The organism is Plastoroseomonas arctica (assembly GCF_018128965.1).
GTDB lineage: Bacteria > Pseudomonadota > Alphaproteobacteria > Acetobacterales > Acetobacteraceae > Plastoroseomonas > Plastoroseomonas arctica.
This window is the reverse complement of record NZ_JAAEDH010000027.1, coordinates 1-15,521: the sequence shown is the minus strand read 5'-3', so window position 1 is coordinate 15,521 and position 15,521 is coordinate 1. Positions and strand designations below refer to the sequence as shown.

At 70.1% G+C, this 15,521-nt stretch carries 12 protein-coding genes; 5 read left to right on the top strand and 7 right to left on the bottom strand.

All coding sequences use genetic code 11. From position 1 onward, the window contains the following. Position 1: 1 nt before the first annotated feature. A complete protein-coding gene (locus GXW79_RS18925) occupies positions 2 to 838 on the bottom strand; it encodes a PPC domain-containing DNA-binding protein (RefSeq protein WP_211876010.1) in 837 nt (278 codons plus the stop codon). Beyond that, positions 838 to 2,394, bottom strand: coding sequence for an acyl-CoA synthetase (locus GXW79_RS18920; protein ID WP_211876009.1), 1,557 nt, complete (start codon positions 2,392 to 2,394; stop codon positions 838 to 840). Before GXW79_RS18920 ends, GXW79_RS18925 begins: the two co-directional genes overlap by 1 nt. 222 nt (positions 2,395 to 2,616) lie before the next feature. On the opposite strand from GXW79_RS18920, the gene GXW79_RS18915 reads away from it, so the two are divergent. Then, entirely contained in the window at positions 2,617 to 3,072 is a 456-nt protein-coding gene (locus tag GXW79_RS18915) for a cupin domain-containing protein (protein ID WP_211876008.1), read from the top strand. 30 nt (positions 3,073 to 3,102) lie between these two features. On the opposite strand, the gene ccmB is transcribed toward GXW79_RS18915, so the two are convergent. Together ccmB and ccmA are read right to left on the bottom strand one after the other, a co-directional pair. Next, positions 3,103 to 3,753: a heme exporter protein CcmB gene (ccmB, locus tag GXW79_RS18910; protein WP_211876007.1), complete on the bottom strand. Its 651-nt coding sequence runs from the start codon at positions 3,751 to 3,753 to the stop codon at positions 3,103 to 3,105. A gap of 310 nt (positions 3,754 to 4,063) precedes the next feature. After that, the gene (gene ccmA / locus GXW79_RS18905; RefSeq protein ID WP_211876006.1) at positions 4,064 to 4,636 is read right to left on the bottom strand and encodes a heme ABC exporter ATP-binding protein CcmA; all 573 of its coding nucleotides are present in this window, start codon (positions 4,634 to 4,636) and stop codon (positions 4,064 to 4,066) included. Positions 4,637 to 4,762: 126 nt separating this feature from the next. Here ccmA and acnA point away from each other — a divergent pair, with 126 nt between their 5' ends. Then, on the top strand, positions 4,763 to 7,459 hold the full coding sequence (gene acnA, locus GXW79_RS18900; RefSeq protein ID WP_211876005.1) for an aconitate hydratase AcnA: 2,697 nt from the start codon (positions 4,763 to 4,765) through the stop codon (positions 7,457 to 7,459). A gap of 173 nt (positions 7,460 to 7,632) precedes the next feature. On the opposite strand, the gene GXW79_RS18895 is transcribed toward acnA, so the two are convergent. Next, complete coding sequence (locus GXW79_RS18895; RefSeq protein WP_211876004.1) at positions 7,633 to 8,961, bottom strand: ATP-binding protein; 1,329 nt, start codon at positions 8,959 to 8,961, stop codon at positions 7,633 to 7,635. Beyond that, complete coding sequence (locus GXW79_RS18890; RefSeq protein ID WP_211876003.1) at positions 8,958 to 9,641, bottom strand: response regulator transcription factor; 684 nt, start codon at positions 9,639 to 9,641, stop codon at positions 8,958 to 8,960. The genes GXW79_RS18895 and GXW79_RS18890 overlap by 4 nt, the downstream gene beginning before the upstream one ends. Positions 9,642 to 9,785: 144 nt before the next feature. Between GXW79_RS18890 and GXW79_RS18885 the strand changes: the two genes are divergently transcribed. Both GXW79_RS18885 and GXW79_RS18880 read left to right on the top strand, forming a co-directional pair. Continuing rightward, positions 9,786 to 10,433 (top strand): hypothetical protein, encoded by a 648-nt coding sequence (locus GXW79_RS18885; protein ID WP_211876002.1) that lies wholly within the window; start codon positions 9,786 to 9,788, stop codon positions 10,431 to 10,433. A gap of 149 nt (positions 10,434 to 10,582) precedes the next feature. Beyond that, positions 10,583 to 11,542, top strand: coding sequence for an amidohydrolase family protein (locus GXW79_RS18880; protein WP_246504132.1), 960 nt, complete (start codon positions 10,583 to 10,585; stop codon positions 11,540 to 11,542). A 160-nt stretch (positions 11,543 to 11,702) separates the two neighbouring features. Here the strand turns inward: GXW79_RS18880 and GXW79_RS18875 are convergent, their stop codons facing one another. Further along, positions 11,703 to 12,839 (bottom strand): 3-phenylpropionate MFS transporter, encoded by a 1,137-nt coding sequence (locus GXW79_RS18875; RefSeq protein ID WP_246504135.1) that lies wholly within the window; start codon positions 12,837 to 12,839, stop codon positions 11,703 to 11,705. A 92-nt stretch (positions 12,840 to 12,931) separates the two neighbouring features. Here GXW79_RS18875 and GXW79_RS18870 point away from each other — a divergent pair. After that, the coding region (locus tag GXW79_RS18870; protein WP_246504131.1) for a helicase-related protein at positions 12,932 to 15,521 on the top strand (2,590 nt) is incomplete at its 3' end.

Here is a 15,521-nt window from a genome sequence, read left to right as displayed (position 1 = left end):
ATCATTCTCCTTCGGGGTCGAGCACGGCTTCGAGGGTCATCAGCACCGGATTCTCGCCGCGCGCGAGCGTGCCTTCGTGCAGGCGATCCTCCACATCGACCATGGCGATGTCGAGTGGGCGGCCTGCGCCCCCGGCGCGGATGAACATCTCGGTGAATGGGATCTCGGTGGCGGGCGCGTCGGTGAAGCGGGCGCCGATGATGCTGCCGACGCCGCCGCGCAGCGTGGCGCGCTTGTAGCCCTTACCATCCGCGATGGCCTCGATCGCCAGCGTGATATCCTGGTTCGGCCGCAGCCGCAGCGCGAGGCCGGGATGGCCGCCAGGGCGGGTGTCGTCGGTTGCCACGGGCGCAAACAGCCGGAACCCGGTCTCTGGATCATCCGAGACCTCGAAGGCGGCGCCCGAAAGCGCCACGCCGGTGAGCTGGATCGGCGCGGCAATGACGGCTTCCTCCGGCAGGATATGGCCGCCGCGACGCACACCCTCGGCCTCGAACCAGGTCGCGTGGCAATGGAAGAAGGCGGCGCCATCGCGTCGCCCGAACGTCAGCGCGCCGTGTTCGAGGCGCGTGACGCCGGGCGGCCGGCGCGCTTCGCTGTACCAGGCCGCGCGCGTGGCATCCGGCGACAGCGCCGGGATCACGTAGCCGAACGGCGAGAAGCCACCTCCCGCGATGGTGAAGGCGCCGGAGCGAAAGCCCCTCGCGGCAAGCGCATCGCGGAGCGTGTCCAGCAACAGGGCGCCAGCCGGCAACGTGAACGCGCAGGGATGCAGCAGAGCGGGCACCACGACGGCGCGCGGCTGCGGCGCCGGTCCTGGCTGACGGATGCTGCGCATCAGGCCTTGGCCAAGGGCAGCAGGCCGCGTGCCTCCAGCGCATCCCGCACCAGGCGCTTGGGCACCTTGCCGTAGCCGGATTTGGGCATCTCATCGAGGAAGAAGACCCGCTTGGGGATCTTGTAGCGCGGCATCTTCTCGCCCATCCACGCGAGCAAGGCCGCCTCGTCGCCGGCGCCGCGCGGCACCACGGCCGCGACGCCGACCTCGCCCCAGAGCGCATCGGGCACACCCAGCACCGCGCATTCCGCGACATCGGGATGGGTCAGCAGCTTCTCCTCCACCTCGCGCGGATGGATGTTCGAGCCGCCCGAGATGTACATGTCCGAAGCCCGGCCGGTGATGTACAAAAATCCCTCGGCATCCATGTGGCCGAGGTCGCCGGTGCGGAACCAGCCGTCGCGGAACGCCTTTGCGTTGGCCTCCGGATTGTCGAAGTAGCCGGCGAACACCGCCGGGCCGATCACGCAGATCTCACCCGTCTCGCACGGTGGCAGGACGCGGCCCGCCTCATCCTGGATCTGCACCTCCATCCCGGTGCGCTCGAAGCCGCAGGTGCCCATGCGCGCGGCCGGACCATCCTCCGCCTCGTGCTGATCGGGGCGGAGATAGGTGATGTTGCCGGTCACCTCGCCGAGGCCGAAATACTGCACGATCACCTTGCCCAGCCGCTGCAGGATCATCCGCTGGTCGGCGCGGTACATCGGCGCCCCGGCATAGATCACGTGGCGCAGCGCGTGCGGCGCGGCGTCCGGATGCTCGGCCAGCAGCTTCAGGATGGTCGGCACGGTGAACAGGTTGGTGACGAGATGCTCGGCGATCAGCCGCCAGGCCTCGGCGACGTCGAAGCGGTCGGTGGGAAGCAGCACGGTCTTGGCCGCACGCGCCACCTGGGTGAGCTGGTGCACGCCGGCGCCGTGTGAGAGTGGGGCCACCACCAGCGATGCATCCCGCTCGTTGGTGCCGGGCAGCAGGTCGGCCAGGTGGTTGTTCACCACGAAGGCCATCTGGCCATGCGTTAGCACCGACGCCTTGGACCGTCCCGTGGTGCCGGAGGTGAAGAAGAACCAGCAGGGATCGTCATACTCGACCGCCGCGGTCGTGCACGGAGCACCGGCATGGGCCGCGATCAGCGCCTCCATCTCCGCGCCCAGCATCACGACGCGCTGCACCACATCCGCAACCGCCGCGGCGTGGCCTGGGAAATCCGGATGGCAGAGGAAGGCGCTGACCTTCGCCATGCGCGCGAGGTCCACGACCTCGTCGGCGAGCAGGCGGAAATTGGTCGGCACCCACACCGCGCCGATGCGGAACACCGCGAACTGTGCCGCGAACATCTGCTCGCAATTCTTGGAATGAACCAGCACGCGGTCGCCCTTGCCGAGACCCATGCCGATGAGGCCGGTCGCGATCGCACCCGCCCGCGCCTCGATCTCCGCCCAGCGCCAGGATCGCTCGCCCCAGACCAGCCCGACGCCGTCCGGCACGCGCCGCGCCGCCTGGCGCAGCAGCGTCGCGAGATTCATCACCCGGCGGCTCATTCGCAGTTCGGCCATTCGTTTCCTCCGCCGCCAGACTCGGGGCAAAGCCGCGTCCGTGGCAATAGCCAGGCTCCGAGGCACGCAACGCGGCTCCAAACCGTGACGGCACCATCGCTGGCCGCTTGCCCTCGTGCGATCGTCTGGCCAATCTTGAGCGGAGTTCGATCGCGCCATCGGTCACGACGCTGGCAAGGTCGGACGATCGACAACCCACGCCATCGCGCCCCGGAGCCCGCCATGCCTGCCACCCCAGAACGCCTGCAATTCATGAGTGGCCACGTCACCATCCACCTGGCCCAGGCCGACAACATCGACGGCATCTCGATCCTCGAGCATCACATGGCGCGCGATTTCGGCCCGCCGCTGCACATCCATCACGAGGAAGCCGAAACCTTCCACATCCTCAGCGGACGCCTCCGGTTCCATCGCGATGGCGAGATCCTCGAGGCGGGTCCCGGCGCCACCATTCACTTGCCCAAGGGCAGCCGCCACACCTTCCGCGTGCTCTCGGACGAGGCCCGGGCGCTCACCATCACGAACGGTCCGTTCGAGCGCATGGTACGCGCCGCCTCGCGTCCCGCCGACAGCGATGCGCTGCCGCCGCAAATCCCGCCCAGCCTCGAACAACAACAGGCGCTCGCCGAGATCTGCGCGGCCCACCAGATCGATCTCGTCGGTCCGCCGATCGACTAGGACGCTCGGCACGATCCCCCGCGCCGCCACCTAGTGCTGCGACAGCGCCGCCCCGGCGGCGAGCGGCGCGAGCGGCAGCGCCAGACACAGCCCCGCCCCCAGAAACAACAGGTACGGCGCCGCCGGCAGACCACCGGCGGCCGCCTCGATCGCCGCCGCGCCAAAGATCACCGCCGGGATCGCCAGCGGCAACACCAGCAACGGCAACAACACCCCGCCTCGCCGCGCCCCCAACGTCAGCGCCGCCCCCGCCGTGCCCAACAGGGAAAGCACCGCCGTCGCCAAACCGACCGCCAGCATCGCCACGCCCCACGCCTCGACCGGCAAATTCAACATCGCACTCACCACCGGCGTCGCCACCACCAGCGGCACCCCCGTCGTCACCCAATGCGCCACCGCCTTCACAAACGCGATCGCCGCCGGATGCACCCCCGACACCAACAGCTGATCGAGCGACCCATCCTCCGCATCCGCCCCGAACAACCGATCCAAGGGCAACAGGGCCGCCAGCAGCCCCGACGCCAACAACGCCCCCGGCGCCAGACGCGCCAAAGCCTCCGGCGCCGGACCTACCCCGAACGGAAACAACGCCGCCACCAACACGAAAAACATCACCGCGGCGAGGCTGTCGGCCGGATGTCGCATCGCCAGCCGCAGGTCGCGGAGGAGGAGCGCGCTCATGGGAAGGAAGGCCAGGGGCTCTGCCCCTGGACCCCGCCAGGATCGTGTCGATCCTGGACCTCCATTTGTTGGTTCCTGGGTTTGGGAGGTGGCGTTCTGGGGTCGTTGTCGAGAATGCCTGTCATCGGGAGAGGGTGGCCGGAGGTGGGTTTCGATCCGGTGCGCGTGTCTCGGCCACCCTCTCCCGATGACAGGCCCTGGTAAAAGTCCGGAGCCCACCATCCAATCCCGGGACCAACACATGCAGGGGCCCGGGGATCGGCGCGATCCCCGGCGGGGGTCGAGGGGGCGGAGCCCCCCGCCTTGCTTCTCACAGTGCGAGCTCCCTCACCGCGTCCAGCGGCAGCGGGATGTGCGTCGCGGCGATGATCATCCCCCCGGCGGTGCGGTGTTGGGCGAGGAGTGGGCCGAGGAGCGTGACGGAGGCGGCGTCGAGGCCGGTGGTGGGTTCGTCGAGGAGCCAGAGGGGAGCGGCGCCGGGGCCGTCGAGGGCGAAGCGGGCGAGGGCCAGGCGGCGTTTCTGGCCGGAGGAGAGGACGCGGGCGGGCAGGCGGGCAAGCGGGGTGAGATTGAGGGCGGCCAGCGCCCGGGGGATGGCGGTAACCGGGGCGCCGATGAGGCGGGCGGTGAAGGCCAGGTTCTCGGTCGCGGTGAAGGCGGGTTTGAGCGCGTCGTCGTGGCCGAGGTAGCGGAGCGGGGTGGGGCGGCGGAGGGTGCCTTCGGCGGGGCGAAGGAGACCGGCGAGGAGGCGGAGGAGGGTGGACTTGCCGGCGCCGTTGGCACCGGTCAGCAGCAGCGCCTCGCCGGGGGCCAGGGTGAAGCTGAGGTTGGCGAAGACCGCGCGTTCGCCGCGCAGGCAGGCGAGGTTTTCGGCGGTCAGCATGGCGCTCGGTGGAGATCCTTCATCGGTGGTCAGGCATGGACCCCCGTGTTGGGGCGTGGTTAAAACCGCCTATCACCGCATTGCCGCATAGGCGAGGGCGGCACAGCCGAAAAGGGTCTCTCCACCATGCGCATGATCGGGCAGGACAGCCTCAAAACCCGCAGCACGTTGGAGGTGGACGGCAAGACCTACCATTATTTCAGCCTGCCCAAGGCGGCCGCGAGCATCGGCGACATCGATCGCCTGCCCTACAGCCTGAAGGTGCTGCTGGAGAACGTGCTGCGCTTCGAGGATGGCCGCAGCTACACGGTCAACGACGCGAAGGCGATCGCGGAATGGGTGCAGGCCGGGCATTCCGAGAAGGAGGTGCCGTTCAAGCCGGCGCGCATCCTGCTGCAGGACTTCACCGGCGTGCCGGCGGTGGTGGATCTGGCCGCCATGCGCGATGCGCTGCTAAGCCTCGGCGGCGATCCGCGCAAGGTGAACCCGCTGGTGCCGGTCGATCTCGTCATCGACCATTCAGTGATGGTCGACCATTCCGGCACGAAGCAGGCGCTGCAGGAGAATGTGGACATCGAATTCGAGCGCAATGGCGAGCGCTATGAGTTCCTGCGATGGGGGCAGAGCGCGTTCGACAATTTCCGCGTGGTCCCTCCCGGCACCGGCATCTGCCACCAGGTGAACCTGGAATATCTGGCGCAGGTGGTGTGGACCGCTACGGATGCTGGAGACACCTTCGCCTATCCCGACAGCTGCTACGGCACCGACAGCCACACGACGATGGTCAATGGGTTGGGCGTGCTGGGCTGGGGCGTGGGCGGCATCGAGGCGGAGGCAGCGATGCTCGGCCAGCCGATCGCCATGCTGATTCCCGACGTGATCGGCTTCAAGCTGATCGGCAAGGTGAAGGAGGGTGTGACCGCCACCGACCTGGTGCTGACGGTGACGCAGATGCTGCGCAAGAAGGGCGTGGTGGGCAAGTTCGTCGAGTTCTTCGGCCCTGGCCTCGCGGACTTGGCGCTGGCCGACCGTGCGACGATCGCGAACATGGCGCCGGAGTATGGCGCGACCTGCGGCTTCTTCCCGGTCGATGACACCACGCTGAATTACCTGCGCCTGTCGGGCCGCGACGAGCACCGGATGAAGCTGGTCGAGGCCTATGCCAAGGCGCAGGGCCTGTGGCGCGCGGCCGATGCCGTGGACCCGGTGTTCTCCGACACGCTGGAGCTCGACCTCGCCACCGTCGAGCCCTCGCTGGCGGGGCCGAAGCGGCCGCAGGATCGCGTCGCACTCTCCAATGCGGCGGTCGCGTTCGGCAAGGATCTCGCCGCCGGCACCATGGGCGTGCCCGGCGACAAGGCCGAGCTCCGCGTGCCGGTCGCGGGCGTGAACTATGACCTCGGGCATGGCGACGTTGTGATCGCGGCGATCACCTCCTGCACCAATACCTCGAACCCCTACGTGCTGGTCGCCGCCGGCCTGGTCGCGCGCAAGGCCGTGGCCAAGGGGCTGACGGCCAAGCCCTGGGTGAAGACCTCGCTCGCGCCCGGGTCGCAGGTGGTGACCGAGTATCTGAACAAGTCGGGCCTGTCGAAGGACCTCGATGCGCTGGGCTTCCAGACCGTGGGCTATGGCTGCACCACCTGCATCGGAAATTCGGGGCCGCTGTCGGATCCGATCACCGAGGCGGTCGAGGACAACAAGCTGGTGGTCGCCTCGGTGCTGTCCGGCAACCGGAACTTCGAAGGCCGCGTGCATGCCAATGTGCGCGCGAACTACCTCGCCTCCCCGCCGCTGGTCGTCGCCTATGCGCTGGCCGGTTCGATCAAGATGGATCTGACGACCCAGCCGCTCGGCACCGGCACGGATGGCGAGGCGGTGTTCCTCAAGGATATCTGGCCGACGCAGAAGGAGGTCTCCGATACGGTCGCCTCCGTTGTTTCGCGCGAGATGTTCCAGGAGCGCTACGGCGACGTGTTCAAGGGCCCGCCGCAGTGGCAGGCGATCAAGGTCGACGCGGATTCCGACACCTATCGCTGGAATTCCGGCTCCACCTACGTGCAGAACCCGCCCTATTTCGAGGGCATGACCGCCGAGCTCACGCCGATCGGCGACGTGAAGGGCGCGCGCATCCTCGCACTGCTCGCGGACTCCATCACGACCGACCACATCTCGCCCGCCGGCAACATCCGCAAGGCCTCGCCGGCCGGGGAATACCTGGTCGAACACCAGGTGCGGCAGAACGACTTCAACAGCTACGGCGCGCGCCGCGGCAACCATGAAGTCATGATGCGCGGCACCTTCGCCAATATCCGCATCAAGAACGAGATGCTGCCCGGCGTCGAAGGCGGGATGTCCAAGCACGAGCCCTCGGGTGAGGTCGCGCCGATCTATGACGTGGCGATGCGCTACAAGCGCGAGGGCACGCCGCTGATCGTGCTCGGCGGCAAGGAATACGGCACCGGGTCGTCGCGCGACTGGGCGGCGAAGGGCACCTTCCTGCTCGGCGTGAAGGCGGTGATCGCGGAGAGCTTCGAGCGCATCCACCGCTCGAACCTGGTGGGCATGGGCGTGCTGCCGCTGATGTTCAAAGCCGGCGAGGACCGCAAGTCGCTGGGGCTGACGGGCGACGAGATTTTGGACATCGAGGGTGTGGAGGCGCTGGCTCCACGCATGACGCTGACGCTGGTCATCCATCGCCCGGATGGGACCGAGACCCGCACCGAGGTGCTCTGCCGCGTCGATACCGCCGACGAGGTCGAGTACTACAAGAATGGCGGCATCCTGCACTACGTGCTGCGTGGGATGGCGAAGGCGGCCTGAACGGGGTTGCCGGTAAGGACGTAAGGTCTTTACCGGCGCCTTTCAGCGAACACGTTGTTTTCTCTGCATTAATTGTAAGGCGGTACCACCGCATTACTTCCAGCGTGATCCGCTGCGGCATCCGGTCGCGCAGCGGCACGGCTTTATTTCCGACAGCGGATGTGCCCTCTGGGTCAATGCTCCCGCGGCGCCACCCGCACCCGCAGACCCGGTTCCGCATCGCCCAGCACCACGGCGCACTCGTGCAGCCCGGCCACCGCGGCCACCAGCGCCAACCCCAGCCCCGCCCCCGGCGTCGCCCGGCTGCGGTCCATCCGGTAGAATCGGCCCATCACCCGCGCCCGCTCCGCCGCCGGCACGCCCGGCCCGTCATCGCGGACCTCCAACACTGGCCCCGCCATCAGCGAGACGCCGATGCGAACGCCCGCCCCGCCATGCGCCAGCGCGTTCTCGATGAGGTTGGCCAGCATCTGGCGCAACAGCGCCGCGTCGCCCTGCATGCGCACCCCGGGCACAACCCGTGCGGTGAGCGAGGCACCCGCCTCCTCGGCGACCGGCGCGTAGACCTCGACCACCGCGGCCACCAGCGCGGAGAGGTCCAGCGCGGCGAAGGCCGCGCGCCGCGTCCCCGCCTCCACCTGGGCGATGCGCAGCAGCGCCGCGAAGGTCGCCAGCACGCCATCCAGCTCCTCCAGCGCCGCCTCCAGGACCGCCTGGTCGGCCGCGGCCGCGCGGGGTTCGGCCAGCGCGCCCTCCAGCCGCTGGCGCAGGCGCGAGAGGGGGCCTCGCAGGTCGTGCGCCACATCGTTCGTCACCTGGCGCAGCGTGGCCATCAGCGCCTCGATACGGGAGAGCATGTGGTTGATGGTCTGCGCCAGCCGGTCCAGCTCGTCGCCGCGACCGGCGAGCGGCAGGCGCTGCGCAAGGTCGCCATCCATCACAGCGCCGGCCGCCGCCGAGATCCGCGCGAGCCGGCCCTCGAGACCGCGCGCCAGCACCAGGCCGGCCACCACGATGATCGCCGCCGTCACCACGCCCGACGCCGCGAGCAGCCCGGCCAGCCCGCGCGCCGCCGCGCGCAGATCCTGCAGGTCGGCCACCACCACCAGCACCACGCCATCGGGCAGCGCCACGCCATGGGCGCGCAGCGCCCGCCCGCCCGGCTGCACCAGGTCCGTCGCGCCGCGCAGGTCCTCGGGTGCCTCGAAGGAGCGTCCAGCGAAACTCGCCTCGCGTCCGGGCTCGCTCAGCCGCATGGAAAAACCCTCGGGCCCGGCATGCAGCGCGCGCGCCTCGATAGCCGCGCGCAGGCCCTCGACGCCGAACAGGCGGAACTCGTCGGTCAGCGTCGCGGCCTGTTCGCGGATGTCATCGTCCAGCTGGTGCTGCAGCAGGCGCACCGCGCCGAAATAGGCCATGCCGAAGCCCAGTGCGGAGGCAAGCAGCACGATGGCCGCCACCAGCAACGTGACGCGCAGCGCAAGGCTGCGGGGCAGCCTCAACCCCGCCGGCCCAGCGCGTAGCCGGCGCCGCGCACCGTCTCGATCAGCGGCTGGCCTTCGGGGGTCTCGCCAAGCTTGCGGCGCAGCCGGCTCACATGGACCTCCACCACATTGGTGGTGGGGTCGAAGTTGAAGTCCCACACATGCTCCAGCAGCATGGTGCGCGTCAGCACCTGGCCGGCATGGCGCATCATGTATTCCAGCAGCCGCCATTCGGTGGGCAGCAGCTCGATCGGGGCGCCGTCGCGCTTCACGATCCGACGCAGCAGGTCCATCTCCAGGGCGCCCACGCGCAGCAGCGTGGCCTCCGCCGCCGCGCCGGCCGGGCGGCGGGTCAGCGCATCGATCCGCGCGCGCAGCTCGGAAAACGCGAAGGGTTTTGCGAGGTAGTCATCGGCCCCGGCGTCGAGCCCAGCGACCCGCTCCTCCACTTCGGCCAGTGCGGTCAGCACCAGCACCGGCGTCGCGTTGCCCGCCGCGCGCAGCGCACGCAGGATCGACAGCCCATCGACGCCGGGCAGCATGCGATCGGTGATGATGACGTCGAAGCTTTCGCTGAGTGCCAGGAACAGCCCGTCCTTGCCGTCGCGCGCGACGTCGACGCCGTGCCCGGCCTCGCGCAGGCCCTTGGCGATGTAGTCCGCCGTCGCCCGGTCATCCTCGATCACCAGGATCCGCATGCATGCCCCATCGTGTCCCCGCCCCAATCCTGACAGATTCTTCAGGGTCCGGCAGGGCCGTCCTCCAGCGGGGACAGCGCATGGTCCCTCGCATCGGCAGGCACCGGATGGCCGGCGCCCCGAGATGGCCGAAGGAACAGACCCATGACCCGCCGCACCTCGCTGCGCAATACCACCGCCGCCCTCGCCCTGCTCGCCGCCGGCTGGATCGCCGCCGCAAACCCCGCCTTTGCCGACTCGGTCGGTGCCGCTGCGATGGGCAATGGTGGCCAGGTGATCCCGGGCGGCGTGCCGACCTCGCTCGGCACCTACCCCGCCGAAAGCGCCTCCGCCGGCATGTGGCGCGTGCCTGACACCGAAGTGGTGCCGCAGGGCCGCGCTGCCCGCTCCAGCGCCCCCGAGGGCCTGCCCGACGGGCTCTACACCATCCCCAACACCGAGGTCGTGACGCAGGGCCGCGCCGCCCGGTCGACGCCCGTGGAGGTCGGCATCCCCGCCGCGCCGGTGAAGGCCGAGGCGCCGGTCCGCGCCCGGATGGTGCCGCCGCAGCTGCGCGGGCTGCTGCGCGAGGCCGATGCCGCGATCGGCCAGAACCGCCTCGCCGTGGCGCGCGAGCGGCTGGAGCAGGCCGAGACCACGCTCCTGAACGCCCGCACCGATGGCGAGCAGGGCTTCCGCGGCCCGGTGCGCGAGATCGCCTCGGCCCGCGCAGCGCTCGGACTCGGCAATCGCGGGATCGCGCAGCAGGAGCTCGGCCGCGCCGTCCAGTCGCTCGACCGCTACGGCAGCTGATCCGGACCGGCCGGGGGGACTGCCCCCCCTTCCCCCGGCCGCATCGCGCCGCTGCCCACCCCGGTCCTCCCTGGGTATGGGCAGCGGCGCTTCGCCGTCCTAGCCTCCACCCAGGCCAGGCGCGAAGACCTGGCCGAAGGGGAGAGACGATGACCGACACCAATCTCGGCCGCAGGGCCGCCATGGCCGGCGCGGCCGCCATGCTCGCCGCCGGCGCGAGTCAGGCGCAGACCGCGCACAACGTGCCCTATTCCACCGGCACCACCGCCGCGCGCACGCCGGCACCGCCCAACGCCACCGACTGCCATTTCCACATCTACGACGCCCGCTTCCCCGCCGTGCCCGGCGCGCCGCTGCTGCCGCCCGATGCGACGGTCGACAATTACCGCGCCCTGCAGCGCCGCACCGGCACCACGCGCGGCGTGCTCATCCAGCCCTCCACCTACGGCACCGACAACCGGCTGCACCTGGAATCGATGGCAGCCCTCGGGCGCGCCAACTTCCGCATGGTGGCCGTGGTGAACGACCAGGTGACGGATGCGGAGCTGCGCCGCCTCAATGGCCTGGGCGTGCGCGGCATCCGCTTCAACCTGGTCCAGGCGGGGGCCACCACGCTTGCAATGCTGGAGCCTCTCTCGCGCCGCATCGCACCGATGAACTGGCACGTGCAGCTGCACATGACCGGCACGCAGATCGGCGAGGCCAACGACCTGCTGCTGCGCCTGCCCAGCCGCATCGTCTTCGACCACCGCATGCGCCTGCCGGTCGCCGAACGCCTGAACTCGCCCGGCTTCACCACCGGGCTGCGCCTGCTCGCGAAGGGCAAGACCTGGGTGAAGCTGTCGGGGCTGTACATGGACTCGCAAGCCGGGGCGCCCGGCTATGCCGATTCCGTCGCGGTCGCGAAGGCGCTGTTCGCGGCCAACCCGGACCGGATGGTCTGGGGCAGCGACTGGCCGCATCCGACCGAGGCGCTGAACAACAAGCCCGACGACGCGATCCTGTTCGACCTGCTGGCGGAGTGCGTGCCGGACCAGGCGGCACGGAACAAGGTGCTCGTGGACAATCCGGCGGAGCTTTACGATTTTCCGCGGGCGCGGCGGCGGTAGAGAGAAAGCAAGCGGCGGGAGAAGGAATTCTCCCGCACCCTCTTCTTTTATTTTTGATTTTTTGGTGCTGGTTGCCCAGCCAGCACTCGCCGACGCGACGAGCCGCCATGCAACGAGCACCAGGGAATCAAAAAGGAAAGAATGGGGGTCTGGGGGAAATTCACTTCCCCCAGTCTTTCAATCCTCGCGCCAGGAAGAGTGCCGGCACGCACAGGGCCCACATCGCCCAGAACATCTGCCCACCAATGCTCGCGTAGAGCTGGCCCGAGAGCAGTGTCATCAGCATGATCGACAGTCCGGTGCCGAGCGACGAATGCAGCGTCTGCGCCGCGCCCACCTGACCCGCCGGCATGTGTTCGGACAACAGCCGCATGGCACACAGGTGCTGCGCACCGAAGGTGAGCGCGTGCAGCGACTGCGCGAAGATCAGCGCCGGCAGCCAGGTGGTCTCGGCCAGGATCGCCCAGCGCACCAGGCCCGCGCCGGCGGCGAGCATGGTGAGGCCCGACCAGCCGAGCCGCTCAGCCAGCGGCTTGGCGTAGAGGAACAGGATGATCTCGGCGACCACGCCCTCGGCCCAGAGCAGGCCGATCGTGGTCGCACTATGCCCGGCGGCGGCCCAGTGGATGGCGGAGAAGCCATAGGCGGCCGCATGGCTGCCCTGGATCAGTGCCGAGAGGATCAGGATGCGGCGGAACAGCGGATCGGACAGCGGCGCCATGAAGCTGCCATGGCCGGGGGTACGGCGCGCGGCCGCCTCGGGCAGCAGCAGCGCGGCAAAGGCGGCAACCAGCAGCGCGGCGCAGACGATCAGCGGAATCACGCCGAGCCCCCATGCGCCCACCAGCACGCCGGCGACGGCCGAGGCCGCGATGAAGGCCACGGACCCGATGCTGCGCACCCGCCCATAGTCGAAGGCGCCGTTGCGCGCGGCCGAGACGGTGAGCGATTCGCTCAGCGGGATGAGCGGCCCCATCGCGCAGCTGTACAGCACGTGCAGCGCCACCATGACGACGATCACCCCCGCCATGCCCCACGGAACCAGCGCGAAGGCCAGCTGGACGGCGGCAGCGGCGAGGGCGCAGATCGCCAGCACGCCGCGCATGCCCCGCCTGTCCGCGACCCGGCCAAGCAGCGGTCCCGCGACCATGCGCGTGAGGCTGCCCGCGAACAGCACCGCCGCGATGCCCTGCGGCGAGAGACCGGCGGCGGCGAGGAAGGGCGGGAAGAAGGGCAGCGTCGTGCCGATGGCCGCGAACATCGCGGAGAGCAGCAGGGCGAAGCGCGCGGCGATCATCGTCACGCGCGGCACACTGCCTCGGGCACCCCCGGTTGCAAAGCGCCCGCGCCCGTGTCACGCGTTTCCGCATAAGGAAGACGGCGCCCCCCATGAGCCACTATCAGATGTTCCAGCCGCGTGTTCGCGCCGTGCTTGGCCCTACAAATACCGGCAAGACGCATCTCGCGATCGAGCGGATGCTCGCGCATGCGTCGGGCATCATCGGGTTTCCGCTGCGCCTCCTTGCGCGGGAAAACTACGACCGCATGGTGGCCGCGAAGGGCGAGAAGAACGTCGCGCTGATCACTGGCGAGGAAAAGATCATCCCCCCCGAGGCGAAGTGGTTCGCCTGCACGGTGGAAGCCATGCCACTCGACCGCCGCGCCGAGTTCGTGGCGGTGGACGAGATCCAGCTCTGCGCCGATCCGGATCGCGGCCATGTGTTCACCGACCGGCTGCTCAATGCGCGCGGCATGGTCGAGACCATGTTCATGGGGGCGGAGACGATCCGCCCGCTGCTGCAGCGCCTGGTGCCGGGCATCGAGTTCGAGACGCGCCAGCGCCTCTCCCAGCTCACCTATGCCGGCCCCGCCAAGCTGTCGCGCCTGCCCACCCGCTCGGCCGTGGTCGCGTTCAGCGCGGCGGAGGTCTACGCGATCGCGGAGGCCATCCGGCGCCGGCGCGGCGGTTGCGCGGTGGTGATGGGCCGGCTGAGCCCGCGCACGCGCAACGCGCAGGTGGCGCTGTACCAGAATCGCGAGGTGGATTTCCTGGTCGCGACCGACGCCATCGGGATGGGGCTGAACATGGATGTGGACCATGTCGCCTTCGCCGCGATCCAGAAATTCGACGGCCACCGCGTGCGCGGGCTTGAGCCGCAGGAGGCCGCGCAGATCGCCGGCCGCGCCGGTCGCGGCATGCGCGACGGCAGCTTCGGCGTGACGGGCGACTGCCCCCCGCTCGAGGAGGAGATGGTCCACAAGATCGAGGGGCATCAGTTCGAGGCGCTGGGCCAGCTCGCCTGGCGGAATTCCGAGCTCGACTTCGCCTCGCTCGACGCGCTGCTGGCGTCCCTGTCCCTGCCGCCGCCGCAGGCGGGTCTCGCGCGTGGCAATGACGCGACGGACCACATGGTGCTCGACGCGCTCTCGCGCGACATGGATGTGCGCAAGCTCGCCGAGGGGCGCACGCGCGTGCGGCTGCTGTGGGAAGCCTGCCAGGTGCCGGATTTCCGCAAGCTCGCCGACGACACGCACACGAAGCTGGCGGCGAAGCTGTTCACCCAGCTCGCGACCGATGGCGTGCTGGAGCGCGGGTGGGTCGCGGCCTCGCTCGCGGGGTTGGGGCGCATCGATGGTGATCTCGACACGTTGATGGCGCGCCTTGCCTCGATCCGCGTGTGGTCCTACATCGCCGCGCGCAGCGATTGGGTGGCCGATGCCGCAGAATTCCAGGGCGAGGCGCGCAAGGCGGAGGACGCCGTCTCCGACGCGCTGCACGAGAGCCTGACCGCGCGCTTCGTCGACCGACGTGCCGCGCACCTGATGCGCCGGCTGGATGATACCTCGGAAGAACTGCTCTCGGCCGTCACCCGCCACGGCCAGGTGGTGGTCGAGGGCCACAATGTCGGCCATGTCCGCGGCTTCGCCTTCGAGCCCGAGGCCGATGTCGAGGACGAGGAGCAGCGCAAGCTGGTGCTGCGCGCCGCCCGCCGCGCCCTGGTCACCGAGATCCCCCGCCGCGTCACGGCACTCGAGCAGGCCAAGGACGAGGCCTTCGCGTTGACGCCGGCGAACCGCATCACCTGGACCTACCATGCCGGCTTCAACACCCCGGTCGGCCTGGGCGACACCGCCGAGATCGCGCGGCTGCGCCCCGGTGCCGAGGCCGGCAAGCCGCAGGTCGAGGTGCTGACGACCGAGTTCCTCGACGGCGCCCAGCGCGAACGCATCCGCGTGCGCCTCTCCGCCTGGATCGAGAGCCATATCGGCAAAGAGCTCGCCGCCATCGCCAAGGTGGAGGCCAAGGCCGCCGAGGAAGGCGCGCTGCGCGGCCCGGCCTTCGTGCTGCGCGAATCCCTCGGCCTCGCGCCGGGTGCGACGGAGCGCGACGTCACCTCCGACCTGCGCCAAAAGCTCAAGGCGATCGGCGTCCGCGCCGGGCGCTACGCGCTGTACCTGCCCGAGGTGTTGAAGCCGCGCCCGATGGCGTTGCGCGCGCAGCTCTGGGCCCTGCTGCGCAACATCGAGACGCCGGCGCTGCCGGGCGGCGGTCTGGTCGCGATCGCCCCGCCGGCGGATTGGCCGCCGGGCTTCGCCGAAGCGATGGGCTGGCTGCCGGCCGGGCAGATGCTGCTGCGCCTCGACGTCGCTGAACGCATCGCGGCCGAGCTGGGCTTCCTCACGCGCCGTGCGCCGGCGATGCTGCCCGGTGATCTCGCCAGCCGGTTGGGGCTGAAGGCGGATGCGCTGCCGGCCGCCGTGGAGGCGATGGGCTTCCGCCTGATGCCGGGCGGCGAGCTGCCGGAGGCCGAGTACGGTCCGCCGACGCCGACGCGCATCGGCCTGCCGCGCCCCGAGCACAGCCATCATCGCGGCCCGCGCCGCGACGCACGCCCGCAGGGCGAACGCGCGCCGGGCGACGGTCCCACCGGCGAACGCCCGGCCGGCGAGCGCCCCCGGGGCGACCGCCCACGCCGCG